This window comes from Microbacterium kyungheense (genome assembly GCF_006783905.1).
Taxonomy (GTDB): Bacteria; Actinomycetota; Actinomycetes; order Actinomycetales; family Microbacteriaceae; genus Microbacterium; species Microbacterium kyungheense.
In genome coordinates, this window is the sequence record NZ_VFPE01000002.1 from 122942 (window position 1) to 148005 (window position 25064).

At 70.3% G+C, this 25064-nt stretch carries 26 protein-coding genes; 15 read left to right on the top strand and 11 right to left on the bottom strand.

Translation table 11 applies throughout. From position 1 onward, the window contains the following. Nucleotides 1-336 precede the first annotated feature (336 nt). Complete coding sequence (locus FB391_RS07255) at nucleotides 337-600, top strand: hypothetical protein (protein ID WP_141893801.1); 264 nt, start codon at nucleotides 337-339, stop codon at nucleotides 598-600. Between the two features lie 70 nt (nucleotides 601-670). Here FB391_RS07255 and FB391_RS07260 read toward each other — a convergent pair whose 3' ends face one another. After that, complete coding sequence (locus FB391_RS07260; RefSeq protein WP_141893802.1) at nucleotides 671-1333, bottom strand: fasciclin domain-containing protein; 663 nt, start codon at nucleotides 1331-1333, stop codon at nucleotides 671-673. 201 nt (nucleotides 1334-1534) lie between these two features. Here FB391_RS07260 and FB391_RS07265 point away from each other — a divergent pair, with 201 nt between their 5' ends. From FB391_RS07265 to FB391_RS07275, 3 genes are read left to right on the top strand one after another with little or no spacing between them, the layout of a single operon-like run. Beyond that, nucleotides 1535-3262: a cytochrome c biogenesis protein DipZ gene (locus tag FB391_RS07265; RefSeq protein ID WP_141893803.1), complete on the top strand. Its 1728-nt coding sequence runs from the start codon at nucleotides 1535-1537 to the stop codon at nucleotides 3260-3262. A gap of 32 nt (nucleotides 3263-3294) precedes the next feature. After that, nucleotides 3295-3897, top strand: coding sequence for an ECF RNA polymerase sigma factor SigK (gene sigK, locus FB391_RS07270; RefSeq protein ID WP_185842996.1), 603 nt, complete (start codon nucleotides 3295-3297; stop codon nucleotides 3895-3897). Then, nucleotides 3897-4673, top strand: a complete 777-nt coding sequence (locus FB391_RS07275; protein ID WP_141893804.1) for an anti-sigma factor — start codon at nucleotides 3897-3899, stop codon at nucleotides 4671-4673. Before sigK ends, FB391_RS07275 begins: the two co-directional genes overlap by 1 nt. Before the next feature lie 13 nt (nucleotides 4674-4686). On the opposite strand, the gene FB391_RS07280 is transcribed toward FB391_RS07275, so the two are convergent. Continuing rightward, on the bottom strand, nucleotides 4687-6159 hold the full coding sequence (locus tag FB391_RS07280; protein WP_141893805.1) for a serine/threonine-protein kinase: 1473 nt from the start codon (nucleotides 6157-6159) through the stop codon (nucleotides 4687-4689). Nucleotides 6160-6352: 193 nt separating this feature from the next. Here FB391_RS07280 and FB391_RS07285 point away from each other — a divergent pair, with 193 nt between their 5' ends. The 6 genes from FB391_RS07285 (at nucleotide 6353) to FB391_RS07310 (ending at nucleotide 10974) form a co-directional block, all read left to right on the top strand. Next, on the top strand, nucleotides 6353-6970 hold the full coding sequence (locus FB391_RS07285) for an anti-sigma factor domain-containing protein (protein WP_141893806.1): 618 nt from the start codon (nucleotides 6353-6355) through the stop codon (nucleotides 6968-6970). A 98-nt stretch (nucleotides 6971-7068) separates the two neighbouring features. Next, nucleotides 7069-7416, top strand: a complete 348-nt coding sequence (locus FB391_RS07290) for a helix-turn-helix transcriptional regulator (protein ID WP_141894667.1) — start codon at nucleotides 7069-7071, stop codon at nucleotides 7414-7416. Between the two features lie 53 nt (nucleotides 7417-7469). Continuing rightward, nucleotides 7470-7877 (top strand): VOC family protein, encoded by a 408-nt coding sequence (locus FB391_RS07295; RefSeq protein WP_141893807.1) that lies wholly within the window; start codon nucleotides 7470-7472, stop codon nucleotides 7875-7877. 100 nt (nucleotides 7878-7977) lie between these two features. Then, nucleotides 7978-8616 carry a DNA-directed RNA polymerase subunit beta gene (locus FB391_RS07300; protein ID WP_141894668.1) on the top strand — a complete coding sequence of 213 codons (639 nt, stop codon included), beginning with the start codon at nucleotides 7978-7980 and terminating at the stop codon, nucleotides 8614-8616. Between the two features lie 267 nt (nucleotides 8617-8883). Further along, a complete protein-coding gene (locus FB391_RS07305; protein WP_141893808.1) occupies nucleotides 8884-9714 on the top strand; it encodes a type IV toxin-antitoxin system AbiEi family antitoxin domain-containing protein in 831 nt (276 codons plus the stop codon). Between the two features lie 372 nt (nucleotides 9715-10086). Further along, nucleotides 10087-10974, top strand: coding sequence for an aminodeoxychorismate lyase (locus FB391_RS07310; protein ID WP_141893809.1), 888 nt, complete (start codon nucleotides 10087-10089; stop codon nucleotides 10972-10974). Nucleotides 10975-10986: 12 nt separating this feature from the next. Here the strand turns inward: FB391_RS07310 and pstB are convergent, their stop codons facing one another. The 7 genes from pstB to FB391_RS07345 form a co-directional block, all read right to left on the bottom strand. After that, nucleotides 10987-11766 (bottom strand): phosphate ABC transporter ATP-binding protein PstB, encoded by a 780-nt coding sequence (gene pstB / locus FB391_RS07315; RefSeq protein ID WP_141893810.1) that lies wholly within the window; start codon nucleotides 11764-11766, stop codon nucleotides 10987-10989. Between the two features lie 18 nt (nucleotides 11767-11784). Then, nucleotides 11785-12888, bottom strand: coding sequence for a phosphate ABC transporter permease PstA (pstA, locus tag FB391_RS07320; protein ID WP_141893811.1), 1104 nt, complete (start codon nucleotides 12886-12888; stop codon nucleotides 11785-11787). Next, nucleotides 12885-13904, bottom strand: a complete 1020-nt coding sequence (gene pstC, locus FB391_RS07325; protein ID WP_141893812.1) for a phosphate ABC transporter permease subunit PstC — start codon at nucleotides 13902-13904, stop codon at nucleotides 12885-12887. Before pstC ends, pstA begins: the two co-directional genes overlap by 4 nt. Before the next feature lie 152 nt (nucleotides 13905-14056). Further along, complete coding sequence (locus FB391_RS07330) at nucleotides 14057-15187, bottom strand: phosphate ABC transporter substrate-binding protein PstS (RefSeq protein ID WP_141893813.1); 1131 nt, start codon at nucleotides 15185-15187, stop codon at nucleotides 14057-14059. 162 nt (nucleotides 15188-15349) lie between these two features. After that, nucleotides 15350-16288, bottom strand: coding sequence for an NUDIX hydrolase (locus FB391_RS07335; RefSeq protein WP_141893814.1), 939 nt, complete (start codon nucleotides 16286-16288; stop codon nucleotides 15350-15352). Continuing rightward, nucleotides 16285-18450, bottom strand: coding sequence for an RNA degradosome polyphosphate kinase (locus FB391_RS07340; protein ID WP_141893815.1), 2166 nt, complete (start codon nucleotides 18448-18450; stop codon nucleotides 16285-16287). Before FB391_RS07340 ends, FB391_RS07335 begins: the two co-directional genes overlap by 4 nt. A 46-nt stretch (nucleotides 18451-18496) precedes the next feature. After that, nucleotides 18497-19195 carry a response regulator transcription factor gene (locus tag FB391_RS07345; RefSeq protein WP_141893816.1) on the bottom strand — a complete coding sequence of 233 codons (699 nt, stop codon included), beginning with the start codon at nucleotides 19193-19195 and terminating at the stop codon, nucleotides 18497-18499. A 154-nt stretch (nucleotides 19196-19349) separates the two neighbouring features. Between FB391_RS07345 and FB391_RS07350 the strand changes: the two genes are divergently transcribed. The 4 genes from FB391_RS07350 (at nucleotide 19350) to FB391_RS07365 (ending at nucleotide 22618) form a co-directional block, all read left to right on the top strand. Beyond that, entirely contained in the window at nucleotides 19350-19640 is a 291-nt protein-coding gene (locus FB391_RS07350; protein WP_141893817.1) for a hypothetical protein, read from the top strand. A 152-nt stretch (nucleotides 19641-19792) separates the two neighbouring features. Beyond that, the gene (locus tag FB391_RS07355) at nucleotides 19793-20395 is read left to right on the top strand and encodes a nitrobindin family protein (RefSeq protein ID WP_141893818.1); all 603 of its coding nucleotides are present in this window, start codon (nucleotides 19793-19795) and stop codon (nucleotides 20393-20395) included. Further along, the gene (gene ygfZ, locus FB391_RS07360; protein ID WP_141893819.1) at nucleotides 20395-21498 is read left to right on the top strand and encodes a CAF17-like 4Fe-4S cluster assembly/insertion protein YgfZ; all 1104 of its coding nucleotides are present in this window, start codon (nucleotides 20395-20397) and stop codon (nucleotides 21496-21498) included. Before FB391_RS07355 ends, ygfZ begins: the two co-directional genes overlap by 1 nt. A 7-nt stretch (nucleotides 21499-21505) precedes the next feature. Further along, nucleotides 21506-22618, top strand: a complete 1113-nt coding sequence (locus tag FB391_RS07365; RefSeq protein ID WP_185842997.1) for an FUSC family protein — start codon at nucleotides 21506-21508, stop codon at nucleotides 22616-22618. Nucleotides 22619-22626: 8 nt separating this feature from the next. On the opposite strand, the gene FB391_RS07370 is transcribed toward FB391_RS07365, so the two are convergent. After that, a complete protein-coding gene (locus FB391_RS07370; protein WP_141893820.1) occupies nucleotides 22627-23445 on the bottom strand; it encodes a class I SAM-dependent methyltransferase in 819 nt (272 codons plus the stop codon). Nucleotides 23446-23516: 71 nt separating this feature from the next. Between FB391_RS07370 and FB391_RS07375 the strand changes: the two genes are divergently transcribed. Further along, complete coding sequence (locus tag FB391_RS07375; RefSeq protein ID WP_141893821.1) at nucleotides 23517-24266, top strand: phosphoglyceromutase; 750 nt, start codon at nucleotides 23517-23519, stop codon at nucleotides 24264-24266. A gap of 82 nt (nucleotides 24267-24348) precedes the next feature. Here the strand turns inward: FB391_RS07375 and phoU are convergent, their stop codons facing one another. Continuing rightward, nucleotides 24349-25032, bottom strand: coding sequence for a phosphate signaling complex protein PhoU (phoU, locus tag FB391_RS07380; protein ID WP_141893822.1), 684 nt, complete (start codon nucleotides 25030-25032; stop codon nucleotides 24349-24351). Between the last annotated feature and the right edge of the window lie 32 nt (nucleotides 25033-25064).

Sequence of the window (25064 nt, forward strand, 5' to 3'; positions counted from 1 at the left end):
ACTGCCTTGCGGCGAGTACCTCGGGCTCTCAGGGTGTTCCAGCATATAGCGGCGGTCATCCGACGCATTTCTGCGCCGGCGCTCCATCTTGTTCTGTTGAAGTCCGTTGCTCTAACCAACTGAGCTATAGGGGCCTGTCCACCCTAGCAAGCGTCGGCGCGTGTTCAGAGCGTCGGAACCGGCTCGTACCGTCGTGGCGGTGAGGACCCGCGCAGGACCAGCCGAATCGAGGCGCCACGATGAAGATCTGCGGCACGTGCCGACAGTCGAAGCCACTCGACGACTTCAACCGGAAGTCGTCGAGGCCCGACGGACGTCGAATCCAAGGCGTTCCTCGTGACGTATCTTCGCGAGCACCCGTGCATCGACTGCGGCAATTCCGACCTGAGGGTGCTGGACTTCGATCACCGCCCGGGATCAGGCAAGCGCAAGGATGTCATGGCCATGGTCAAGGAGGGCTTCAGCCTGAAGAAGCTGGCGGAGGAGATCGCAAAGTGCGATGTCCGCTGCCGGAACTGCCATGCGATCGTCACCCTCGAGCGGGCGGGGCGCAACTGGCGATCGGACGCCATGCGGCGGCAGACGAAGAACGACAGATGAACGCGAACGGGCCGCCGACACCCCCGCGTCGACGGCCCGGCCTGGGAGCCCCGGCAGATGCCGGGACCGGTCACTGCGCCGGCGGCATCAGGACCGAGTCGATGAGGTAGACGGTCGCGTTGGCGGTCTGCACGCCGCCGCAGATGACATTCGCGTCGTTGACCATCCACGCGTCGCCGCTTCCGGTCACCTCGAGGTCAGCGCCCTGCACCGTGGTGTGCGAACCGGCGATGTCGGCCGGTTCGATGCGACCCGGGACCACGTGGTACGTCAGGATCGACGTCAGGGTGGCCGAGTCGGTCTTCAGCGATTCGATCGTCGCCGGGTCGATCTTGGCGAACGCGTCGTCGACGGGCGCGAACACCGTGAACTCGTCGCCGTTGAGCGTGTCGACCAGGTTCACATCGGGGTTGAGCTGTCCGCTCACCGCGGTGGTGAGGGTGGTCAGCAGCGGGTTGTTGGATGCCGCGACCGCGACGGGATCCGCCGACATCCCCTCGATCGACCCGTCGCCGTCGGGCACGGCCTCGGCGTAGTCGGTGCAGCCCGGGCCGACCAGGTCCGCGGCGGGGTCGGTCGCCATCGCCTCTTCCGTCGGCTCCATGGCCGGCGTCGACGCCTCCGTCGTGGGCTCGGCGGTGGATCCGCCCATGGCGCAGGCCGAGAGTGCGAACGTCGCCGCGACGGCGAGGGCGAGTCCTGCCGAGATACGCGTGCCAGTGATGCGAGACATGTCTTCCTCCTCTTCGCGGCCGGTGCGACCGCCTGTGGAGCTCCGTGGGGAGCGTGCCGCGGGAGCGGCGACATCAGCTGTTCGGAGACGCGGCGGGATCGGATGGGACATTCCTGCGCGGAGTTCGGTGGGGGCTCGCAGCATCCCCAATCCGAAGCGCGCTCCGGTGCGAACAGAGCTCGACACGCAAGGGGAGCTCGCATGGAACTCGTCATCATCGGTCTGCTCGGCGGACTCATCACGGGGATCTCGCCGTGCATCCTGCCGGTGCTGCCGGTCATCTTCCTCACCGGCGGTGCGCAGTCGGCGCGCTTCGAGACCGATGCGTCCGCCGACGTCGTGCCGGCCTCGCGCTGGCGGCCGTACCTGGTGATCGCGGGCCTCGTGACGAGCTTCACGCTGGTCACGCTGCTGGGCTCCCTGCTGCTGGGCGCCCTCGGACTGCCGGCGGACGCACTGCGCTGGGCGGGCATCGCCGTCCTGGTGCTGATCGGCATCGGACTGCTCGTTCCGCGGTTCGAGCGGGTGCTCGAGCGGCCGTTCCAACGCCTTGCGCGGCGTTCGGAGGTCGACAACCGGCGCAACGGGTTCGGAGTGGGCCTGGCGCTGGGCACGGTCTTCGTCCCGTGCGCCGGGCCGGTCCTCGCGGCCATCATCGTCGCGGGGTCGACCGGCCGCGTCGATGCCGGGACGATCGTCCTGACCCTTTCCTTCGCCGTGGGCGTCGCCGTGCCGCTGCTGTTCTTCGCACTCGCCGGGCGCGGCCTGGTCGAGCGCATCCGGGCCTTCCGCCGGCGCGAGCGCGGTCTGCGGATCGCTGCCGGGGTGGCGATGCTCGCGCTCGCGGTCGGCCTCGTGTTCGACGTGCCGCAGGCGCTGCAGCGCCTCGTGCCCGACTACACCGCGAGCATCCAGCGGCAGCTCGCCGACAGCCCCGACGCGCGACGTGCCCTCGATCTCGGGGGTCTGGTCACGGACGAGAACCGGGACCTCGACCGGTGCACCGCCGACGCCACCGAACTGGAGTCGTGCGGACAGGCGCCGAGCATCCGCGGCATCGACGGGTGGCTCAACACCGCCGGCGGCGCGCCCGTCGACCTCGCTGAGCTGCGGGGACACGTCGTGCTCGTCGATTTCTGGGCCTACTCGTGCATCAACTGCCAGCGCAGCATCCCTCATGTGGTGGCCTGGGACGCCGCGTACCGCGCCGCCGGCCTGCGTGTCATCGGCGTGCATTCTCCTGAGTACGCCTTCGAGAAGGATGCCGCGAACGTCGCCGCCGGGGCACGCGACTTCGGCATCACGTACCCCGTCGCGCTCGACAACGACCTGGCCACCTGGACGAACTACCGCAACCGCTACTGGCCGGCGCACTACCTGATCGATGCTGAGGGGACCGTGCGTCACATCTCCTTCGGAGAAGGCGACTACGACGTGACAGAGAAGCTCATCCGCGAGCTTCTCAGCGATGCCGACCCCGGCGCCGCGCTGCCGGACCCGACGGAGGTGGCCGACGAGACGCCCGGCGACACGCGGACGCGCGAGACGTTCCTCGGCTTCGCGAAGGACGTGAACTACGGGGGCAGCGGCGACTATCGCGCGGGCGACGGGGTCTACACGGTGGGCGCGGCACAGCCGGAGGACTCGTTCGCCCTGGAGGGGGCGTGGCGGATCGAGTCGCAGTTCGCGACGCCGTCGAGCACCGCAGCCGGCGGCATCCGTCTGCGGTTCCAGGCTCAGGAGGTGCGCATGGTCCTCGCCGGGACGGGTGAGGTGCGCGTGCGCCTCGATGGCGGCGATGAGCAGACGGTGCAGGTGTCGGGGACGCCGCGCTCGTACCGCGTCGCCGTGGTGGAGGATGCCGCCCCCCACGTCCTGGACGTCGAGGTGTCAGGCGGGGTCGAGGCCTACTCGTTCACCTTCGGGTGAGCAAGAGCCGTTCGAGCCGAGGCGGGTGGGGCATGCTGGTGGACATGGTCATCGACGGGATCGACGTGCCGGAGGACGGCGCGGCGCCGGTCGACCATGTCGCCGAGCTACTGGAACGCGTCGCCGGCGGAGACGAGACCGCGTTCGCCCGGCTGTACGACCTGCTGTCGCCCCGGGTGTTCGGTCTGATCCTGCGGGTCCTCGTCAACCGTGCGCAGAGCGAGGAGGTGCTGCAGGAGGTGTTCCTGGAGGTGTGGCAATCCGCTTCGCGGTTCGCTCCGAACAGAGGACAGGGACGATCCTGGGTGCTGACGATCGCCCACCGCAAGGCGGTCGATCGCGTGCGGTCGTCGCAGGCGAGCGCCGACCGGGATGTACGCGCCGGGTTCCGGGACCTCGAGGTGCCCTTCGACGGCGTCGCGGAACAGGTCGAGCTGAGCATCGAGGGGAGTCGGGTTGCGGCGGCGCTGTCTGCTCTTCCCTCCGCCCAGCGGGAGGCGCTGACCCTCGCCTACTACGGCGGTTACAGTCAGAGCGAGATCGCGGCGCTCGTGGGCGCACCGCTGGGCACGATCAAGACGAGGATGCGGGACGGGCTCACGCGACTGAGAGCAGAGATGGGGGTGAACGCGTGATGGACGAGCAGGAATTCGCTGAGCTGGCCGCCGGCGCGGCCCTTCACTCGCTGTCGCCGGCCGACCTCAGAGCCTTCGAGGCCGCTCGCCTCGAGCACCCGGAGTGGGAGCAGCGGGTGGACGTGGATGCGGCCACGGCGGCGGCGCTCTCCGGGGCCGTGCCCGCGGTCGTGCCTCCGCCGGCCGTCCGCGCGGCGCTGCTGGCTCGTCTGGCGTCGTCGCCCCAGGGCGGTCAGAACGTCGATTCGTCCGCCCCATCCGAGGCGGTTCGCGGGGAAGACCCGGCTGCGGCCGCAGAGGACGCTCACCGGGCGCCGCGGCGCTGGACGCGCGGGATCCTGGCGCTGGCGGCATCCGTCGCGCTCCTCGTCGCCCTGGGTGTCGGCGCCGCCCTGATCAGCGACTACGTCAACCGCCCGCCCGCCGTGGTCGCGCTCCAGCAGATCGAGGATGCGCCGGACGCGCAGTCGGCGACCGGCGAGATCGCCGACGGCGGCAGCGCGACGGCCCACTGGTCGGAGTCGGTCGGCAAGGCCGTCGTCGTGACCGACGACCTGCCTCAGATCGCCGACGACCAGACCTTCGAGCTCTGGTTCGTCCGCGACGGTGCACCGCTCCCGGCCGGCACCTTCGAATCGGCGTCGGGCACCACGGCAGCGCTCCTGGAGGGCGCCATGGAGCCGGGCGATGTGATCGCGGTCACCGTCGAGCCGCAGGGCGGTTCGCCGACCGGGCAGCCCTCGACGGAACCGATCCTGGCCATCCCGACGGCGTGAGCGCGGGCGTCGGTCAGCCGCGCCCCTTGCCGTTGCCGTTGCCGCTGTTGCTGCCGGGCCCGTTGCCGTTGCCGTTGCCGTTGTTGTTGCCGGGGCCGCTGTTGCCGCCGCCACCCGCGCCTGCGCCGGTGTCTGCGCCGGTGTCTGCCGGCGGGGCCTGGTCGGAGGGGGTGTCCTCAGCCGGGGCGTTGACGGGTGCCTCCTCGGCAGGAGCGTCCTCCGTCGGCGCCGGTGAGAGCTTCTCGACGGGCGACGTGGGTGTCGGGTCGGGGATCACAGCCCAGGTGTCCGCCAGCCAGAGCGTTCCCAGCGCCAGGCCGACGGCGAGGATCGCGGCCAGCACCACTCCGATCACCAGCGCGCGACGGGAAGGCCGGCGCGCCTCGTCCGGGAGGAGCATGAGGCGGGACGCACCCGATCGGGGGTCGGGCTCAGGGTCGGCGACGGGCTCGGCGTCCGCGGACATCCCCGTTCCGACGACGGACACGCGGGCGTCGCGGCGGAGAGCACCGGAGCCATCGAGGGGCGGTGCCGGTGCCGGCTGCGGAAAGATCTGCGTCGGTCCCGTGGCGGGCGCGGCGATCGGCGTGGCGACGGGCGCCGTCGACGGGTCGGCGTTCTCGCGGGCGAGCGCGTTCTCCATCGCCGCGAGGCGCGACGCCGCCTCGACCACTTCGAGCGCGGTCGGACGGTCGTCGGGCCGGATCGCCGTCATCCCGCGCAGCAGCCCCTGCCAGGACGGGTGGAGAGAGGCGGGGATCTCGGGCGCCGCCGACAGCCGCGCCATCACGGTGCCGATGCCCTCGACGTCGCCGAACGGCCGTTCGCCCGTCAGCGCCTCGATCAGCAGCAGACCGAAGGCGTAGATGTCGGCTGCCGGCGCCGGCACGACGCCGCGCGCTTGCTCGGGAGCCACGTACGCCATCGTGCCGACGATGATTCCGGGGGTCGTCACGCGCGCGGAATCCATCAGGTACGCGATGCCGAAGTCGCCCAGCTTCGCGCGCCACTCCCATCCGGGCCGCGGCGACGGCGAGAGCATCACGTTCGAGGGTTTGATGTCACGGTGGATGACGCCGTGGTCGTGTGCGACGTGCAGCCCTTCCGCGATGTCGATCGCGATGGACGCCACGACCCGCGGCTCGACCGGGCCGCGGGCGATCAGGTCCCGCAGGGTGATGCCCTTGACGTGCTCCATCACGAGGTAGCTGACGGCATCCCTGCCGATGCGGGCGTCGAACACGGTGACGAGCGAATGGTGGCTGAGCGAGGCCAGCAGTGTCGTCTCGGACAGTGCCCGTTCGACGGAGTCGATTCCGTCCGTGGGCTCACGGAACACCTTCACGGCCACCGACCGCCGCAAATGGGTGTCGTCGGCGCGGTACACCCTCGCCATGCCGCCCTCGCCGATCCGCTCCCGCAGCAGATACCGGTCATCGAGCAGCTCGCCGGTGGAGAGCTCTCCAGACGCGAGCAAGTCAGTCACGTGTCCTCCCACCCGATGCGCGCACCCCTCCGGCGCCGCACCGTGCCTTCATCCACGTTACGGAGAGGGGAACCTGTCCACAGGGGCTTGACGAGTCGCCGTCGACGTGCATGCCGCCGTCGCCGCCGCTACACTCCGCGCGGGCAAGGCGTCCTCCCAGCCTCACGCACGCCCTCTGCGGCATGCTGGAAGCATGACGGGGGACGGGGAGCGCGAGACGGATGCCGCAGGTCAGGGCGCCGAACCGCTGATTCCACCGGTCCCCGACGTCCCCGCCTCCGAGGCGGCAGCCGCCGCTCCCGTGCCGGCGCACGGACCGACCACCGACACGGTGACCGTGCAGGCGCAGAGCCGCCGCAACTGGAACCGTGTGATCGGCGGGTTCGCGGCATCCCTCGTCGTCCTCACCGGGGTGGGATTCGCGGTCGCGACCATCAACGAGCGCTTCCATCTCTCGCCCCAGGCTGCCGCGCTCGCGGAGGTGGACGACGCGGGGGACGCTGCATCGGCGACGGTCAAGGTGATCGGCGGCGGCATCGCGACGGCGCGATGGTCTGCGGATGCCGGACTGCTCGTGCTGACCACCCAGCGGGTCGCCGCGCTGGGTGCCGGGCAGACGCTCGCCGCCTGGGTCATGCGCGACGGCGATCCCTTCGACGCAGGAACGTTCGACCCCGACGCCGCCGGATCGGCCACTCTCGTGATCGACGACTGGAAGCCCGCGGAAGCGCTCATCATCACGGTGGAGCGCGCCGACGACATGATCACCCGCCCGCTCGGCGACACCATCGCGCGCATCCCCACCGAGTGACGTTTCGGTAGCCTGGGGCGGTGGCATCCGCCCCGCAGAAGACCGCACCCCCGCAGACGACGCAGACGCTCGCGCACCTGCGCCGCGCGCGCGACCTCATGGACCGCGACTACGCGGAGCCCCTCGACGTGCCCACGATGGCCGCGAAGGCCCTGATGTCGCCGGCCCATTTCTCGCGCGAGTTCAAGGCGGCCTACGGTGAGACCCCGTACGCGTATCTCATGACCCGGCGCATCGAACGGGCCATGGCGCTGCTGCGCGACGGTGCGTCGGTGACCGACGCGTGCACCGCCGTCGGGGCGACCTCGCTGGGGTCGTTCAGCTCGACCTTCGCCGAGATCGTCGGAGAGACCCCGTCGTCGTACCGTGCGCGGCCCCACGACGCCGCCGAGGCGATGCCGCTGTGCGTCGCGAAGATCCTCACACGCCCCACCCGGTACGTCTGAACCGAGCAGGATCGGAGAAGCACGGGCCGTCACGGGTCCGTAGCGTGGCAGCCATGACGAACATCGCACTGGCATACAGCCCCATCACCGTCGACGACGTCGACGCCGCCATCCCGTTCTATCGAGACGGCCTCGGCCTCGAGGTCGTCAACGACGTCGCCTACGACGGCCACCGCTGGGTCAGCTTCGGCTTTCCCGGGCAGCCCGGCCTCTCGCTGGTCGTGTCCGACCCCACCGCCGGCCGTTCGCCCGAGGACGGCGAAGCGCTGCAGCGGCTCGTCGTGAAGGGCTCCGGCCCGGGACCGTACGTCTTCACCACCACGGACCTCGACGCCACGTTCGAGAAGCTGCGGGAGTTCGGCGCCGAGGTGCTGCAGGAGCCGAAGGAGCAGGGCTGGGGGCCGCGCGACGCGGCGTTCCGCGACCCGTCGGGCAACCACATCCGCCTCAACCAGGTCTGACCCGGAGTCCGACATGTGTCTGCCGTGGATCGCCGCGATGCAGCTCGAGCAGGCCGCCGAAGCGGAGCGGGTGCTCGTCCCGGCGGGTAGCCTGGACGAGATGAGCGATTCGTCCCGTGAGTTCCACAAACCCGTCCGCCGGCCGGCTGAACTCTTCGACCGGACGTTCTCGGCCGAGGACCCGGCCGAGGTCTCGCGTGTCGCCCACACCACCGCGCACGCTCTCCTGGCGCGGGTGCGGGCCGACCCCGATGCGGAGACGGTCGACCGGCTGGTGTCGTTCACCGACGAGCACGGCATCGACGACCTCGCCGAGCTGTGGTCGCGCTCGCCGTCGCGCAGCCTGCCGGGCGCGCTGTGGCGACTGTACCTCGTGCAGCTCATGATCCACGACGACCCGCGCACGGCCGCGCTCCTGTACGAGCGCGGCCGTGCCGAGCTCGCCTCGGCGGACGACGTCGTGGCCGGCGCGCCGTCACCTGCCGGGCCCGAGGAGCTGGTCGCGCTCGTCGACACGATCCTGCGCGGCCTGTTCGAGGGGGACTTCGCCGTCGCGCTGGACCGTGCCGCCGCGTTCTGCCGCGTGCAGGCATCCGGTGCCACGCACGTGGCCGACGACTACGAGAACACCGAGCCCGAGCGCGCCTCGGCGTTCACGACGCGGGCTCTCCGTCTCTCGGACTACGGTGCCGACCTGTCCGCGTGCGCCGCGCTGTGGCGCCGCGACGCCCTCACCTGAGGGATCGCTCCACCTCGACGCCCATTCGCCCGTGGCCGACCGGCGGGTCTGCGTGGCCCCTGATCGCAGAATCGGATCCGCTCACGCGGAGGCTCAGCGCGACACGCCGGCTTGCGGCATCCCGCACCGGCGTGTCGCGCACGCCGTCCGCGTGAGCGGATCCGAGCGAACGACGCCGCTTCCTCCCCAGGCAACGCCGGGCGCGACTTGTGCACGGATCGTTATCCCGGAGCGGAGAGGGGATGCCGGCGGCCGCAGTCTGAAGCCATGTGCACTGTCGATCAACCTGCGGTCGTCGCGTTCCGCGAGCTGGCCGCGGCCGGCAGCACCGCGCGTCTGGTGAAACAGGACGTGGCGTCAGGGAAGCTGGTCAGGGTCCGCCGCGGGGTCTACCTCCGTGCCGGAGCGTGTCCACCCGTTGCCAGCGCCGGCGCGCACGGCGGATCCCTGGCGTGCGTCTCGGCTGCGGCGCACCTCGGACTCTGGGTGCTTCGCCAGGACGACTCGGTGCACGTGTGGGTCCGGGCGCACGGGCGTTCGTATCCGCACGGCGACTGCCACTGCACACCTCACTGGGACGACGGCTCGACCACCGACGTATTCGGGATGCCGAGTGTTCCGCGGATACTGCGCCAGATCGCCCTGTGCCGCGGCCTCGAGGCGTTCTTCGTGACCCTCGAATCGGCGCGTCGCATGGGTCTCATCGACGCGGCCGGACTGACCTGGCTGCGCCAAGCCGTGGGGCCGGCGGCTCGCGAGGCCGTCGACTTCTCGCGCCATGACGCCGACAGCGGCTTGGAGTCGCTCTTTCGGTGGCGACTGCGGCGCTACGGGCTCTCGGTGCGCACGCAGATCAAGGTGACGTCGGTAGGCCGCGTCGACTTTCTGATCGGGGAGCGTCTGATCGTCGAGGTGGACGGGGTGCCCAACCACGATGACGAGTCGCATCGTCACAAGGATCTGGTTCGCGACGCGAACGCGGCGGCGTGGGGCTACCTCACGCTGCGGTTCGACTACGCTCTCGTCGTCCACGACTGGGCCACCGTCGAGGGGGCAGTTCTCGCGTACATCGACCGCGGCCTCCACCTCGCCCGATAATCGCTCCCGTCGGCGCCGGTTCACAGAATCGGATCCGCCTGAGCGGACGCGCGTGCCGACACGCCGGATCGCCGGCATCCCCCGCGGCGTGTCGCGGCGACGGTCCGCACAAGCGGATCCGCGTGAAGCGGCGGAGGGAAGAGCGGGGGATGCCGCGAGCCGGTGGATGCGCGGCCGGGGATGCCGCGAGCGCGGAGGCGCGGGATACCGAAGCTGCACGCCACCAGGCATGAAAGTGCCGGGCCGCAGAACGCCTCTCGGCGCAAGGCCGCTCGCAGCGGCAGAAGATGGAGCCCGGGGTTACTGCGGCCCGGCCGATCCAGTGTAACCGAGTCCGAGGGCCTCGCATTCCCGACCGCCTAGGCTCGGGGCATGGCATTGCGTTTCGCGCTCGTGATCGAGCCCGTGGGCTCCGACGATTCCCGGTCGGACTTCGCCGACACGTTCCGCACGATCGACCCCTCCGCCCCCGCGCTCAGCGTGGGGGAGCTCAGCACGCAGCGCGGCGACGGGATCTTCGAGTCGATCGGGGTCGTCGACGGGCATCCGCAGGAGACGCAGGCGCACCTGGAGCGGCTGGCTCACTCGGCCGAGATCTGCGACCTCCCGGCACCGAACCTGGAGCAGTGGCGTCAGGCGGTGACCATCGCGGCAGGCCACGCGCCGCAGCAGGGGGAGGGCGTCATCAAGCTCATCCTGAGCCGCGGCGTCGAGCACGGGCCCGCCCCGACGGCCTGGGTCACGGCGGCCGGCGCGGCCGACAACACGGCCGTGCGCGAGCAAGGCGTCCGCGTGGTCACGCTGGATCGCGGCTACGGCATCGACACGCCCGCGTCGGCGCCGTGGCTGCTGCTCGGCGCCAAGACCCTGTCGTACGCGGTCAACATGGCCGCTCTCCGCGAGGCCCGGCGGAGAGGAGCCGACGACGCGATCTTCGTGACCTCCGATGGCTTCGTGCTCGAGGCGCCCACGGCGTCGCTCATCGTGCGCATCGACGGGCGGTTCGTGACGCCGGCGCCGAACGGCGGCATCCTCCACGGCACCACGCAGCTGAGCCTGTTCTCGCACCTGGAGTCCGAGGGCTTCGAGACGGGGTACGCGACGCTCCCGACGACGGCGCTGCGAGACGCGGATGCCGCTTGGCTGGTGTCGAGCGTGCGCCTGGCCGCTCCGATCACCGCGATCGACGACGTCGTGTTCCGGGTCGACGCGGGGCTGACGGCATCCATGAATCGATACCTGCTCAGTCCCCGCGACTGACCGCGGCGAGGATCACCCGAAGCGGCCCGAGACGTAGTCCTCGGTCGCCTGCACCGACGGCGTCGTGAAGATCGTGCTGGTGTCGTCGTACTCGATGAGCTTGCCGGGCTTGCCGGTGCCGGCGATGTTGAAGAACGCCGTCCGGTCGCTCACGCGCGATGCCTGCTGCATGTTGTGGGTGACGATGACGACCGTGTAGTCGTTCTTCAGCTCGCCGATCAGCTCCTCGATCGCGTACGTCGAGATCGGGTCCAGGGCCGAGCAGGGCTCGTCCATGAGGATGACCTCGGGCGAGACCGCGATCGCGCGCGCGATGCACAGACGCTGCTGCTGACCGCCCGACAGGCCGGCGCCGGGCTTGTCGAGGCGGTCCTTGACCTCGTTCCAGAGGTTCGCGCCGCGCAGCGACTGCTCGACGAGCGCATCGGCGTCCGACTTCGAGATGCGCTTGTTGTTGAGCCGGACGCCCGCGAGCACGTTCTCTTTGATCGACATCGTCGGGAACGGGTTGGGCCGCTGGAAGACCATGCCCACCTGCCGGCGCACGAGCACGGGGTCGATGTTCGCGCCGTAGAGGTCGGTGCCGTCGATGAGGACCTCACCCTCGACGCGGCCGCCCGGGATGACCTCGTGCATGCGGTTGAGCGTGCGGAGGAAGGTGGACTTGCCGCAGCCCGAAGGGCCGATGAACGCGGTGACGCTGCGCGGCTCGACGTAGAGCGAGACGCCTTCCACGGCGAGGAAGTCGCCGTAGTAGACGTTCAGGTCGTTGACTTCGATGCTTTTGGACACCTGGGGTGGCCTTTCGGGCTAGCGGGTCTTCGGCGCGAACAGCTTCGCGACGAGGCGGGCGATGAGGTTGAAGATGACGACGAGGATCACCAGCAGCAGGGCCGCGCCCCACGCCTGGGCCTGCGAGGCGTCGATGTCTTTGGAAGGGAAGCTGTACGACGTGTACGCCATCACCGGCAGGGTCTGCATGGGACCCGAGAACGGGTTCGCGTTGAAGTTGTCGGTGAAGCTCGCCGCGATGAAGATGGGGGCCGTCTCGCCGACGACGCGGGCGATGGCGAGCACGACGCCCGTGACGATCCCGCTCGCGGCGGTGCGCAGCACGATCTTGATGATCGTGGCCGACTTGGGGACGCCGAGCGCCAGCGACGCCTCGCGCAGGTCCTGCGGGACGAGGCGGATCATCTCCTCGGTGGAGCGCACGACGATCGGGATCATCAGCACGCACAGCGCGATCGACGCCGAGAACCCGCTGAAGGCCTTCGGACCGACGATCAGGCTGAACAGCGAGAACGCGAACAGACCGGCGACGATCGAGGGGATGCCCGTCATCACGTCGACCAGGAACGTGATGGTGCGGCGCAGCGGATTGGTGGGCAGGGCGTACTCGGTGAGGTAGACGGCGGTGAGGATGCCGATCGGGACGGAGATCAGCGCGGCGATACCGGTGATGATCAGCGTGCCGACGATGGCCTGCAGCGCGCCGGGCGTGCTCGTGACCTCGAGCGTCTCGGGGTTGAACGCCGACTGCGACACCGAGGTGATGAACTGCCAGTTCACCATCTCGGCGCCCTTGGTGATGACGGTCCACAGCGTCGAGATGAGGGGTGCGACCGCCAGGACGAAGAACGCCGTGACGACACCGCGCACGACCCGGTCCATGGCCTTGCGCCGGCTCTCGACGATCGACGCCGCGATCGCGATCGCGATCAGGTACAGGACGGCCGAGAGGACCAGCCAGACCGCGATGTTGAGCGTCTGGGTGAGGACGAACATCACGAGGGCGACGAGGACCGCCACGCCGGCCAGCAGGATCGGCTCGATGAATCGCGGAAGGTGCCCGGCGGTGAGCCGGACAGCCGGGCGCACCTGAGGCGTCGAGGGGGTCATGGTCGAGGTCATGCGCCCTTTCCTTCCTTGCGACGGCGCTTCTTGCCCGGCTTCGGGCCCTGCGCGCCGATGATGTAGCGCGCGACCATGTTCACCGCGAACGAGATCACGAAGAGCATGAGGCCGGTGCCGATGAGGGCGGACCGCTGGATCTCGGTGGCGACGGGGAAGTTCAGGGCGATGTTCGCCGCGATGGTCTGCGAGTTGTAGCCGTCGGTGAGGATGCGGACCGAGTACAGCAGCGAGGGCGAGATGATCAGGGCGATGGCCATCGTCTCGCCGAGCGCGCGGCCGAGGCCGAGCAGCGTCGCCGAGATCATGCCGCTGCGCGCGTACGGCAGCACCGCGAGGCGGATCATCTCCCACCGCGTGGCGCCCAGTGCGAGCGCCGCCTCTTCGTTCAGTCGCGGGGTCTGCAGGAAGATCTCGCGGGTGATGGAGGTCACGATCGGCAGGATCATGACGGCGAGGACGACGCCACCGGCGAGCATCGTCGAGCCGGTGGTCGACACCGGCCCGGCGAAGAACGGGATCCAGCCGAAGTACTGGTTGAGGAAGTCTGAGAGCGGCAGCAGGAAGGGGCGCATCACCGCGATGCCCCACAGGCCGAACACGATCGAGGGGACGGCCGCCAGCAGGTCCACGATGTAGCCCAGCGCACCCGCGATGCGGCGCGGGGCATAGTGCGAGATGAACAGCGCGATGCCGATCGCGACCGGAGCGCCGAGCACCATGGCGATGAGCGCCGAGAAGACGCTGCCCCACAGGAGCGGGCCCACGTACTCCCAGAAGCTCGACCACGGCACCTGGGCCGGGTTCTGGATCGAGCTGAGGTCCTTGTTCTCACCCCAGTTCGCCGTGATGGCAGGCAGTCCCTGGATGATGAGGAAGATGGCGACGCCCGCCAGGATCACCATGATCGAGACCGCGGAGGTGGCCGAGAGGCCGAGGAAGACGGTGTCGGCGGCGCGGCGGGTGGATCTGCTGCGGGACGCGGCGGGCGCGGGAGGGCTGATCGCGTCAGCCATGACGGGTCCGTCGGTGTCGCATGGGAGGAGCTCCTGTCGGGTTCCGGGTGCTTCGAGCAGTCGGTGTTCGGCTCAACTCCGCCGCCGGTCGTGCCGGAGACGGAATTCAGCCCGTCCGCCCGGGAGAACCCGGGCGGACGGACCGACGTGGATCACTTGATGGCGTCGATGGTCTTCTGCGCCTCTTCGAGGATCGAGTCCGGCAGCGGGGCCGAACCGGCGTTCTTCGCCGCGACCTGCTGGCCGAGCGTCGAGGCGACGAAGCCGAGGTACGACTTCACCAGGGTCGCCTGCGCCTCATCCGCGAACGTCGTGCACGTGATGGCGTACGAGACAAGCGGGATCGGGTAGGTCTCGGTGGTGAGCTTCGAGTAGTCGAACTGCTTGGAGAGGTCACCGGCGACGCCGTTCGAGGCGTCGGTGGCCGCGACCTCGAACGTCTTTGCGACGGCCTCCGGGCTGAAGGGGATGGCGGTGTCGTCGACGACGATGTCCGCCGCGTTCAGGTCGCCGATCGCGGAGTGGTCGGCGTAGCCGATCGTGCCGGTGCCCGCCTTCACGGTGTCGACGACGCCCGAGCCGCCCTTCTGGAGCGACACGTTGCCGGCGACGGGCCAGTTCTTGCCGGCCTCGTACGGCCACGCCTCGGCCTGGGTGGCCGAGAGGTAGTTGGTGAAGTTGGCGGTGGTGCCTGAGCCGTCCGAGCGGGCGACCGTGGTGATCGGGCCCGCCGGCAGGGCGGTGCCGTTGTCGGCGGTGATCGCCGCGTCGGACCAGTCGGTGATCTGCAGGTTGAAGATCTTCGCGATGGTCTCGCCGCTCAGCTTGAGGCTGTCGACACCGTCGATGTTGAAGATGATCGCGACGCCGTCGAGGTAGACGGGGATGTTCACGCCGCCCTCGGTGCACAGCGCCTCAGAGCTCGCCGTCTCGTCGTCGGAGAGGGGCGAGTCCGAGCCGGCGAAGTCGTACGCGCCGCTCAGGAAGTTCGTCACGCCGCCGCCGGAGCCCTGCGACTTGTCGTAGTTGATGGTCACGCCGCTCACCGTGGCGTTGTACGCGGTGGTCCACGCCGCCTGGGCGTTGGCCTGGGCGCTGGAGCCGCCCGACGTGATGGTGCCGGTGAGGCTGGAGTCGAGCTCGACGGTGACGCCGGACTCGGTGGGAGTCGGCGTGCTGCCCGCGTCCGAACCGCTGTCGGACGGCGTCGACGAGCAGCCGGCGAGAGCGAGGGCCGCGATAGCGGCGACAGCGCCCACCTGGGCGATGCGAGAGATCTTCACTGTGTGAATCCTTCACGTGTCAGGGAAAGTGAGGCCTGGTGCAGGCCTGCGGGTACGAAGCCCGGTGCGGGGTTCGCTCTGAAACGTAGGCTCGGACTCTTAAGAGACTGCGCTGCGCGGGTGAACGGAAGGTGAACGGGAAGGGGTGCGCCGGGTACGCGCTCAGACCTTCGGCTCGTGCGTCTCGATCGTGACGATGCCCGAGCCCGGGTTGTCGACCGACAGGTGCACCACCGAGAACGCCCCCGGTTCCAGCGCGGAGGCGCTGCCCAAGTACGAGCCGCGCAGCGTGCCCGTCGCGAGCGCCAGCTCGTTGAGGATGTCGGGCAGCACCGGTCCGTGGCTGCACAGCACCGCAGGCTTGCGGGAGCGCACGCGCTCGCCGACGATGGTGCGCGCGTCGGAGCGGCCCTCCTCCCACGCGTCCTGGCTGATGAGCTTGGTCGTGTCGACCTTGCGACCGAGCGCCTGCGCGAGGGGAGCGACAGTCTTGGTGCAGCGCACTGCCGGACTGGACACGATCCGCCGCACGCCGAACGCCCGCAGCGGACCGACGATGGCGCGCGCCTGCCTGCGGCCTCGCGGTGTCAGCGGGCGGGCGGCATCCTTCCCCTCCCACTCGTCGCGGGCGAGGGCCTTCGCATGGCGCAGGGCGACGATCGGGAAGGTGCGCAGCACGCGCTCGTCGACGAGGTGCAGGAAGTTCTCGATGATCTCGACGTCGACGGGGTAGCTCAGGCGCGAGATCGCCTTCTTGGGCGTGACCCACTCGATCGCCGCGATCTCTTTGTTCGGCACGAACTCGCTCACGCGGATCGCGTCCTCGGTGGCCTCGGCGGCCCAGTAGTGCACGATCTTGGTGCGCTTGCTGGGCAGTCGGTAGCGCGAGACGCCGACGGGCACGCCGAGGGCGACGCGGATGCCGGTCTCTTCGTGGATCTCGCGAACGGCCGTCTCGGCGAGCATCTCACCCGGGTCGACCTTGCCCTTGGGCAGCGTGATGTCGCGGTACTTCGTGCGGTGGATGAGGAGCACGCGCAGCTTGTCGTCGACGATGCGCCAGACCACACCCCCCGCCGCGTACACCGCGGTCTCGGTCATCGCACCGCCCGTGCCCGCCGGCGGCGCTGCACGTTGGTCATGGTGCGGTCCTGGATGTCCAGGAGCGGCCTGCCCTCGGCGTCCTGGTGGTGGCGGACCCACTCGCCGTCGGGGCCGAGGTGCCACGAGCTCGTGGTGTCGCTCATGGCGAGGGTGAAGAGGTCCTCCAGCTCCTTCACGTGCGCGGGCGACGACACGCGCACCAGCGCCTCGACGCGGCGGTCGAGGTTGCGGTGCATCATGTCGGCGCTGCCGATGTAGACCACCGGCTCGCCGTCGCCGCCGAACGCGAAGATGCGCGAGTGCTCCAGGTAACGGCCGAGGATCGAGCGCACCGTGATGTTCTCGCTCATGCCCTCGACGCCCGGCTTGAGCGCGCAGATGCCGCGGACCCACACCTCGACCTTCACGCCGGCCTGGCTGGCGCGGTACAGGGCGTCGATGATCTGCTCGTCGACCATGGAGTTGACCTTGATGCGCACGCTCGCCGGCTTTCCGGCGAGGGCGTTGCGGCGCTCCTTCTCGATGAGCCGCAGCAGCCCCTTGCGCAGGTGCAGCGGTGCGACGAGGAGGCGCTTGAACTTCTTCTCGATCGCGTACCCGCTCAGCTCGTTGAACAGGCGCGTGAGGTCGCGGCCCACCTGGTCGTCGGCGGTGAACAGGCCGAAGTCCTCGTAGATGCGGCTGGTCTTGGGGTTGTAGTTGCCGGTGCCCACGTGGCTGTAGCTGCGCAGCACGCCGCCCTCTTCGCGGATGACGAGGGCCAGCTTGCAGTGGGTCTTCAGGCCCACGAGGCCGTACACCACGTGCACGCCGGCCTTCTCGAGCTTGCGCGCCCACACGATGTTGTTCGCCTCGTCGAAGCGGGCCTTGATCTCGACCAGAGCCAGCACCTGCTTGCCCGCCTCGGCGGCGTTGATGAGCGCCTCCACGATGGGGCTGTCGCCGGACGTGCGGTACAGCGTCTGCTTGATGGCGAGCACGTGCGGGTCCTTGGCCGCCTGCTCGAGGAACGCCTGCACGCTCGTCGCGAACGACTCGTACGGGTGATGCACGAGCACGTCGCCCTTGCGGATCGCGGCGAAGATGTCGGCGCGCTCGTTGTTGTCGCCCGGCTGGAACGCGAGTGCCGTCGTGGGCAGGTGCGGCTTGAAGTGCAGGTCGGGACGGTCGATGCGCGACAGGTCGAACAGACCTCGCAGGTCCAGCGGGCCGGGGAGGCGGTAGACCTCCTGCTCGGTGATGTCGAGCTCTTTGATGAGCAGGTCGAGCGTGACGCCGTCCATGTCGTCGGTGATCTCGAGGCGGATCGGCGGGCCGAAGCGGCGCCGCAGCAGCTCGGCCTCGAGCGCCTGGATGAGATTCTCTGTCTCGTCCTCTTCGATCACCATGTCTTCGTTGCGGGTGAGGCGGAACGCGTGGTGGTCGAGCACCTCCATGCCCGGGAAGAGATCGTCGAGGTGGTTCGAGATGAGGTCCTCGAGCGGCAGGTAGCGCACCGTGCCTCCGGCCGGCGGCAGCGCGACCACGCGGGGGAGCATGGGAGGCACCTTGAGGCGTGCGAACTCCTGGCGCCCGGTGCGCGCGTTGCGGATGCGGATCGCCAGGTTGAGCGAGAGGCCCGAGATATACGGGAACGGGTGCGCCGGGTCGACGGCGAGCGGCATCAGGACCGGGAACACCTGCGCCTGGAAGTAGTCGTACAGCTGCGCGCGTTCCGCCTCGTCGAGGGAGTCGTACGACACCACCTCGATGCCGGCGTCCGCGAGCGCCGGCATCACGAGCGTCATCCACGCGTTCGCGTGGCGCAGCTGCAGCCGGTGCGCCTCGTCCGAGATCTCGGCCAGCACGTCGCCGGGGGAGGTGCCGACGTTCGTGGGGACGGCGAGTCCGGTCATGATGCGGCGTTTGAGTCCCGCGACGCGCACCATGAAGAACTCGTCGAGGTTGCTGGCGAAGATCGCCAGGAAGTTCGCGCGCTCCAGCACGGGCAGGTTCGGGTCTTCGGCGAGCTCGAGGACGCGCTGGTTGAAGGCGAGCCAGCTCAGCTCGCGATCCAGGTAGCGGTGGTCCGGCAGCTGCGAGTCGAACTCCTCCGACAGGTCGAAGTCGTCGTCGTCCGCATCTCCCAGGCCGGTGTCGAGCACCTCGGGTTCGATCATCCCCTCATCATTGCAGGGTCGTGTGACCGGAGTGTGAACGCGACCGCTATGCGTCGGTCTTCTCGCGCGGGGCTGGCTCGGGCTCGTCCTCGTAGACGTTGAAGCGATACCCGACGTTGCGCACCGTGCCGATCAGCTGCTCGAGGTCGCCGAGCTTGGCGCGCAGGCGGCGGACGTGCACGTCCACGGTGCGCGTGCCCCCGAAGTAGTCGTAGCCCCACACCTCGCTGAGCAGCTGCTCCCGGGTGAAGACGCGCGAGGGGTGCGTGGCGAAGAAGTGCAGGAGCTGGAACTCCTTGTACGTGAGGTCCAGCGGCTTGCCGTGCACCTTCGCGGAGTACGACGACTCGTCGATCGTGATGCCCGAGGTCTGCACGCGCGTCGACACCTGCTCGGCGGACTGGCGCCCGACGGCGAGGCGGATGCGCGCGTCGACCTCGGCGGGGCCCGCGGTCATGAGGATGACGTCGTCGACGCCCCAGTCCGGCGACACGGCGGTCAGTCCGCCTTCGGTGACGACGAGCAGCAGCGGGGCGTCCAGGCCCGTCGTGTTCAGGATCTTGCACAGCGACTTCGCGCCGACGAGGTCGACGCGGGCGTCGACCATGATGATGTCGGCGCTCGGGGCATTGACCAGCTGCGCGGGCTCCGCGGGGATCTGGCGCACGCGGTGACTCAGCAGTTCGAGCGAGGGCAGGACGGGACCGCCGCCGTGTGTGGAACTGAGAACCAGGAGCTGAGCCAAAGGAACGCCTTCCCGGCGTGCGGGGGCACGCCGCGAACCCCAGTGTAGAGCGCGCAGGGTGCCTCGTTTCGCCGAGCGTCGTCGGAGCCCGCTGCCGGGCGGCGCCTCGAGCGGTCCTGATGCGCCGCCAGGGGCGATGAGGGATGATGGCCTGGTGGCTGTGCCAGAACTCGCTCCTCGCCGCACCTTCGGCGGCATCGTCGCCGTGTGGGTCCTCGCCGCGCTGATCGCGATCGCCGTGGGCATCTTCTCGACGCCTGACTGGCGTGCCGCCTGGCTGGGCGTCGGACTGGGTGGATGCCTCATCGCGGGGTTCGCCGTGCAGCTCTGGTCGGGGCGTGCCGCAGGCTTCACCGAGCGCGTCGCGGCGAGCGTCCTCGGCGCCGCGCTCGTGATGGGCGTCATCAGTCTCGGCTTCGGCCTGGCCGCGCTCGTGCCCGGATGAGCGCGCGTCGCGGTTAGACTTCACGTCATGGATACCGTCGCGCTCGAACTGTTCTTCGTGGGCCTGCTCGGACTCGCATCGCTGTCGATCGTGTTCGTCTCCGTGGTGGTCGTCAAGAACCTGTACCGCGGCCAGCGCTGACGGGTCGCGTCGTGCTCGAGATCCCGACCGACCTGCCTGCGGAGATCGTTCCGCTGTCGTGGCTCCTCGGCGTGTGGGAGGGCACCGGCGTCATCGACTACGGCGACCACGCCTACACCGGCGAGTTCACGCACCGGGTGAGCTTCAGCCATGACGGCGGCGACTACCTGAACTACTCGGCGGAGGCGTGGATCGACGATCCCGCCGACCCCGACAAGCGCACGCGCCTCGTCGCCGAACTCGGCTTCTGGCGTCTGGCGCGCACCGCGACCGACGCCGACGCGGGGCCGGGCCTGCTTCCGCCGCTCGCCCCGGTGGTCGCGCGCACCGCGGACGACATCGAGGCGTTGCGCAACGCCGACGGCGGATTCGACCTCGAGGTCGTGCTCGTGCACGCCGACGGCGTGAGCGAGCTCTACCTCGGCCAGATCAAGGGTCCGCGCATCGACATCGCCACCGACGCCGTCGTGCGGCCGGCGGGCGCCAAGGCGTACGCCGCGGCCACGCGCATGTACGGCCTCGTCGACAACCACCTGCTGTGGGCGTGGGACATCGCCGCGATGGGCTTCGAGCTCGGCGCCCACGCGTCGGCCCGTCTGGCCAAGGCCGACTGATGGGCGACGTGTTCGCGGCCGTGCCGGGCGCCGTCGTCGACGAGACGGGTCTGCAGCACCTCGGCAACCCGCTGGCAGAGCAGCGGCGCCTGGCCGCCGGCACCGCTCTGGCGCCGCGCGCCGACCGGGCCGTCATCGCGGTGCCGGGGGAGGACCGCCTCACCTGGCTCGACTCGCTGTCGTCGCAGGCCCTGGCCCGCTTGCAGCCCGGCGTCGGCACCGAGCTGCTGATCCTCGATCCGCAGGGGCACGTCGAGCATGCGGCATCCGTCCTCGACGACGGTGAGACGACGTGGCTGATCGCCGACCGCGCCGATGTCGAGGGGCTGTACGACTGGCTGCGCAAGATGCGGTTCCGCCTGCGCGTGGATCCCCGCATCGCCGACGAGTTCGCCGTGATCGGCGGCACCGCCGGTGCGCTCGCGGGCGTGGCGCCCGCGTCGCCCGCGGGCCTGCCGCTCGTGTGGACGGACCCGTGGCCGGACGTCTCGCCCGGAGGCTGGGCGTATGCGCCGGTCGACCCGCATCCCGGCGCCGACCGCGACTGGTCCGAGGCGATCGTGACGCGCGACGAAGAGGCCAGGATCGCGGATGCCGCCGCCCGCGGCGACCTGCAGCTCGCGGGGCTCGCGGCGGTCGACGCGCTCCGGGTGGCGGCATGGCGACCGCGCTGGTCGGCCGATGTCGACGAGCGCGCGCTGCCGCACGAGCTGGACTGGCTGCGCACCGCGGTGCACCTCGACAAGGGGTGCTACCGCGGTCAGGAGACCATCGCCAAGGTGCACAACCTGGGTCACCCGCCTCGCCGTCTCGTGGCGCTGCAGCTCGACGGCTCGGGGAGCGTGCTGCCCGATCACGGCGCCGCCGTCCGTGTCGGCGACGACGAGGTCGGGGCCGTCACCTCGGCGGCCCTGCACTACGAAGAAGGACCCATCGCGCTCGCGATCGTGCGCCGCTCGACGCCGATCGACGCGGCGCTCACCGTCGAAACGGCAGACGGACCGGTCGCCGCAGCCCAGGAGGTCGTCGTGCCGCCTGACGCCGGACGCACGGCGAACGTGCCGCGCATCCCGCGGCTGGGGCGCCGCCAGGCGTCGCAGTAGGAACGCCGTGAGCGGCGACGGCGCGACGGCCCCGATCACCCAGGCGCTGCCGACCGGGTGGCGCGCACGCCTCGACCTGCGTCCGCAGCTCGCCCGCGTGCGCGGGTCGGCGATCGCGATCGTGCAGATCGTCGTCGCGGCGACGGCGGCCTGGGCCTTCGCGCACTACGTGGTCGGGCATCCCGCGCCGCTGCTGGCGGCCACCGTCACCATCTCGAGCCTCGGGCTCGTACGCGATGCGCGGCCCCGCCGGGTGCTCGAGACGGTCGTCGGCATGCTCGTCGGCATCCTCGTCGCCGAGGGGTTCGTCGTCGTCGTCGGACCGGGGTGGTGGCAGCTCGCCCTGGCGCTCGCGGCGACGCTGTTCGTCGCACGCTTCCTCTCGCCCTACCCGCCGTTCGCGATCATGGCGGGGGTCCAGGCGTCGATCGTCATGTCGCTCCCGGCCTCGCAGCCGTTCTCGCGTCTCATCGACGGCATCATCGGCGGTGTCGCCGCGCTCGTCGTGACCGCCCTCATCCCACGCAACCCGCGTCGCGAAGAGGCGCGTGACGGGCACGCCGTGTTCGCGGCGGCCGATGACGCCGCGCGCACCGTCGTGCAGGCGCTGCGACGCGGTGACGCCCTGCGTGCGACGCGGGGGCTCGAGAAGGCCAGGGCGATCGCGCCCCGCATCGACGAATGGCGGGCGTCGCTGGACTCCGGTCTCGCCGTGGCGGGCTTCTCGCCATGGCTGCGCCCCCAGCGCGCCGAGCTGCGACGGCATCACGCCGTCCTGACCGCGATGGACTTCGCAACGCGCAATCTGCGCGTGGTCGCGCGTCGTGCCGTCTACCTGTGCGACGACGGCCGGCGCCGCCCCGTGCCCGCGGAGCTGCTTGCCGAGCTCATGCGGGCTGCGGGGCTCGTCGGCGACAGCCTGGACGACATCGCGATGCAGCCCGTCGCCCGTGAGGCGGTCAGGGCGGTGGCGGCGCGGCTCGATCCGGCGGCCATCCTGCCCGACGGCACGCAGAGCGAGCAGAACCTCGTGACGGCACTGCGTCCTCTGGCCGTCGACCTGCTGACAGCGACCGGTATGGCCGCGGACGAGGCGCGTGCGGTCCTGCCCCGGGTGTGAAGGGGGCGTCAGAGCGGAGCGACGGCGCTCCACGGCACCGTGACCTCGCCCAGGCGCCAGCGTGAGCGCTCCTGGAGCGGCCAGCCCGCGGCCTGCACGGCGGCCAGGGTCGTGCGCCACCGGTGCACCGGTCCGAACGGAGACACGCTCGCCGCGCGGTCCCATTCCGTGTCGAGCGCGGCGAGAAACGCATGCACGCGCTCACCGGGCACGTTGCGGTGGATCAGCGCCTTGGGCAGCCGCTCCGCGGCGATCGACGGATGCTCCAGCCCGGCGAGGCGCAGCGACACCGTGAGGGACTGCGGCGCGGCGTCGGGCGCGATCGCGACCCACGTGGCGATGCGGCCGATCTCGTCGCACGTGCCCTCGACGAGCAGCCCGTCCGCGGCGAGCCTCGCCGCCACCGTCGCCCACGCCCGCGCAACGTCCGACTCGTCGTACTGGCGCAGCACGTTCATCGCCCGCACGATCGCCGGGCGCCGGCCGCCGGGGACGGGCACCTCGAAGCCGCCGCGCGCGAACGACACCCGCGAACCCGCGGCGAACGGCGTCGTCCCTGCCCGCACCTGCTCCAGCTGGGCGCGCGCCCGGTCCACACGCGCCGGGTCGATCTCCAGGCCCAGCACTTCGACGTCGGGGCGCGCCCGCGACAAACGCGCGAAGAGCTCGAACGCGGTGACACCGCTCGCGCCGTACCCCAGGTCGACCACGAGCGGGTCTACCGCCCGTCGCAGCGCCGGGTGCCGTGCGATCCACCGGTCGATGCGGCGCAGCCGGTTGGTGCCGGTGGTGCCGCGCGTGATCTGCCCGACGGGTCCGCGCGCCATCCCTCCATGATGCCAGGCGGGCGCCGTCACAGCTCCGGCGGCCGGACGGAGGCGCCGATAACATGGAACCCATGACCGCGCCCTATACGCTCATCCTCCTTCGACACGGCCAGAGCGAGTGGAACAAGACCAACCAGTTCACCGGCTGGGTCGACGTCCGCCTCACCGAGCAGGGCAAGGCCGAGGCTCAGCGCGGCGGCGAGCTGCTGGCCGAGTCCGGCATCCTGCCCGACGTCCTGCACACCTCCGTGCTCAGCCGTGCCATCCAGACGGCGGACATCGCCCTCGATGCCGCCGACCGCCTCTGGATCCCGGTCAAGCGCTCGTGGCGCCTGAACGAGCGTCACTACGGCGCCCTCCAGGGCAAAGACAAGGCGCAGACGCTCGAGGAGTTCGGCAACGAGCAGTTCATGCTGTGGCGCCGGTCGTTCGACGTCCCGCCGCCCCCGCTTCCGGCCGACGACCAGTACAGCCAGGTCGGCGACCCGCGCTACGTGGGCATCGACGGCGAGGTGCCCGACACCGAGTCGCTCAAGATCGTCATCGACCGCATGCTGCCGTACTGGCACAGCGACATCGTCCCCGATCTGAAAGCCGGCAAGACGGTGCTCGTGACCGCCCACGGCAACTCGCTGCGCGGACTCGTGAAGCACCTCGACGGCATCAGCGACGCCGACATCGCCGAGCTCAACATCCCGACCGGCATCCCGCTCGTGTACCGCCTCGACGAGGACCTGAAGCCCCTCGGCCCCGGCGAGTACCTCGACCCCGAGGCCGCCGCCGCCGGCGCCGCCGCGGTCGCGAACCAGGGCAAGGCCTGATCCGAGACACAAGAGAAGAGTGGATGCCTCGTGCGAGGCATCCACTCTTCTCTTCGTCGTGGCGCCGACGGCGCCGCGCGTCCTACAGCTGATCGGGCGACACGATCGTGATCGTGTCGGTGGTCGTGGTCCAGTCGCCGGTGGAGAGGTAGAGCACCTTCTTGGCGACGGAGACGGCGTGGTCGGCGAAGCGCTCGTGGTAGCGGCTGGCGAGCGTCGCGTCGACGGTCGCGGCCGCCTCGCCCTGCCAGCTGTCGCTGAGCACCTTCTCGAACACCGACAGGTGCAGCTCGTCGAGCCGGTCGTCGGCGTTGCGGATCGCCTCGATGAGCGCCTCGTCCTGCGTGCGCAGCAGCTCGGTGAGCTGACGAGCGACCTCGACGTCCAGTTCGCCCATCTTGAGGAAGGTGGACTTCAGGCCCTTCGGGATGGCGCGCTCGGGAAAGCGCATGCGGGTCAGCTGTGCGATGTGCTCGGCGATGTCGCCCATGCGCTCCAGCGACGCGCTCATCCGCAGTGCGCTCACGACGATGCGCAGATCGCGGGCGACCGGCTGCTGGCGGGCGAGGATCTCGATCGCCAGCTCGTCCAGCTCGACGGCCCGCTCGTCGATGACCGCGTCGTCCTCGATGACCTCCTCGGCCAGCGCCACGTCGCTCGTGCCGAAGGCCCGCGTCGCCTTGTCGATCGCCACCGTGACGAGTTCGGCGATCTCGACGAGACGCCCCTGCACGTCCTCGAGGGACTGATGGAAGACTTCGCGCATTCCGATGCACCTTTCGTGGTTTTCGGGCAGGC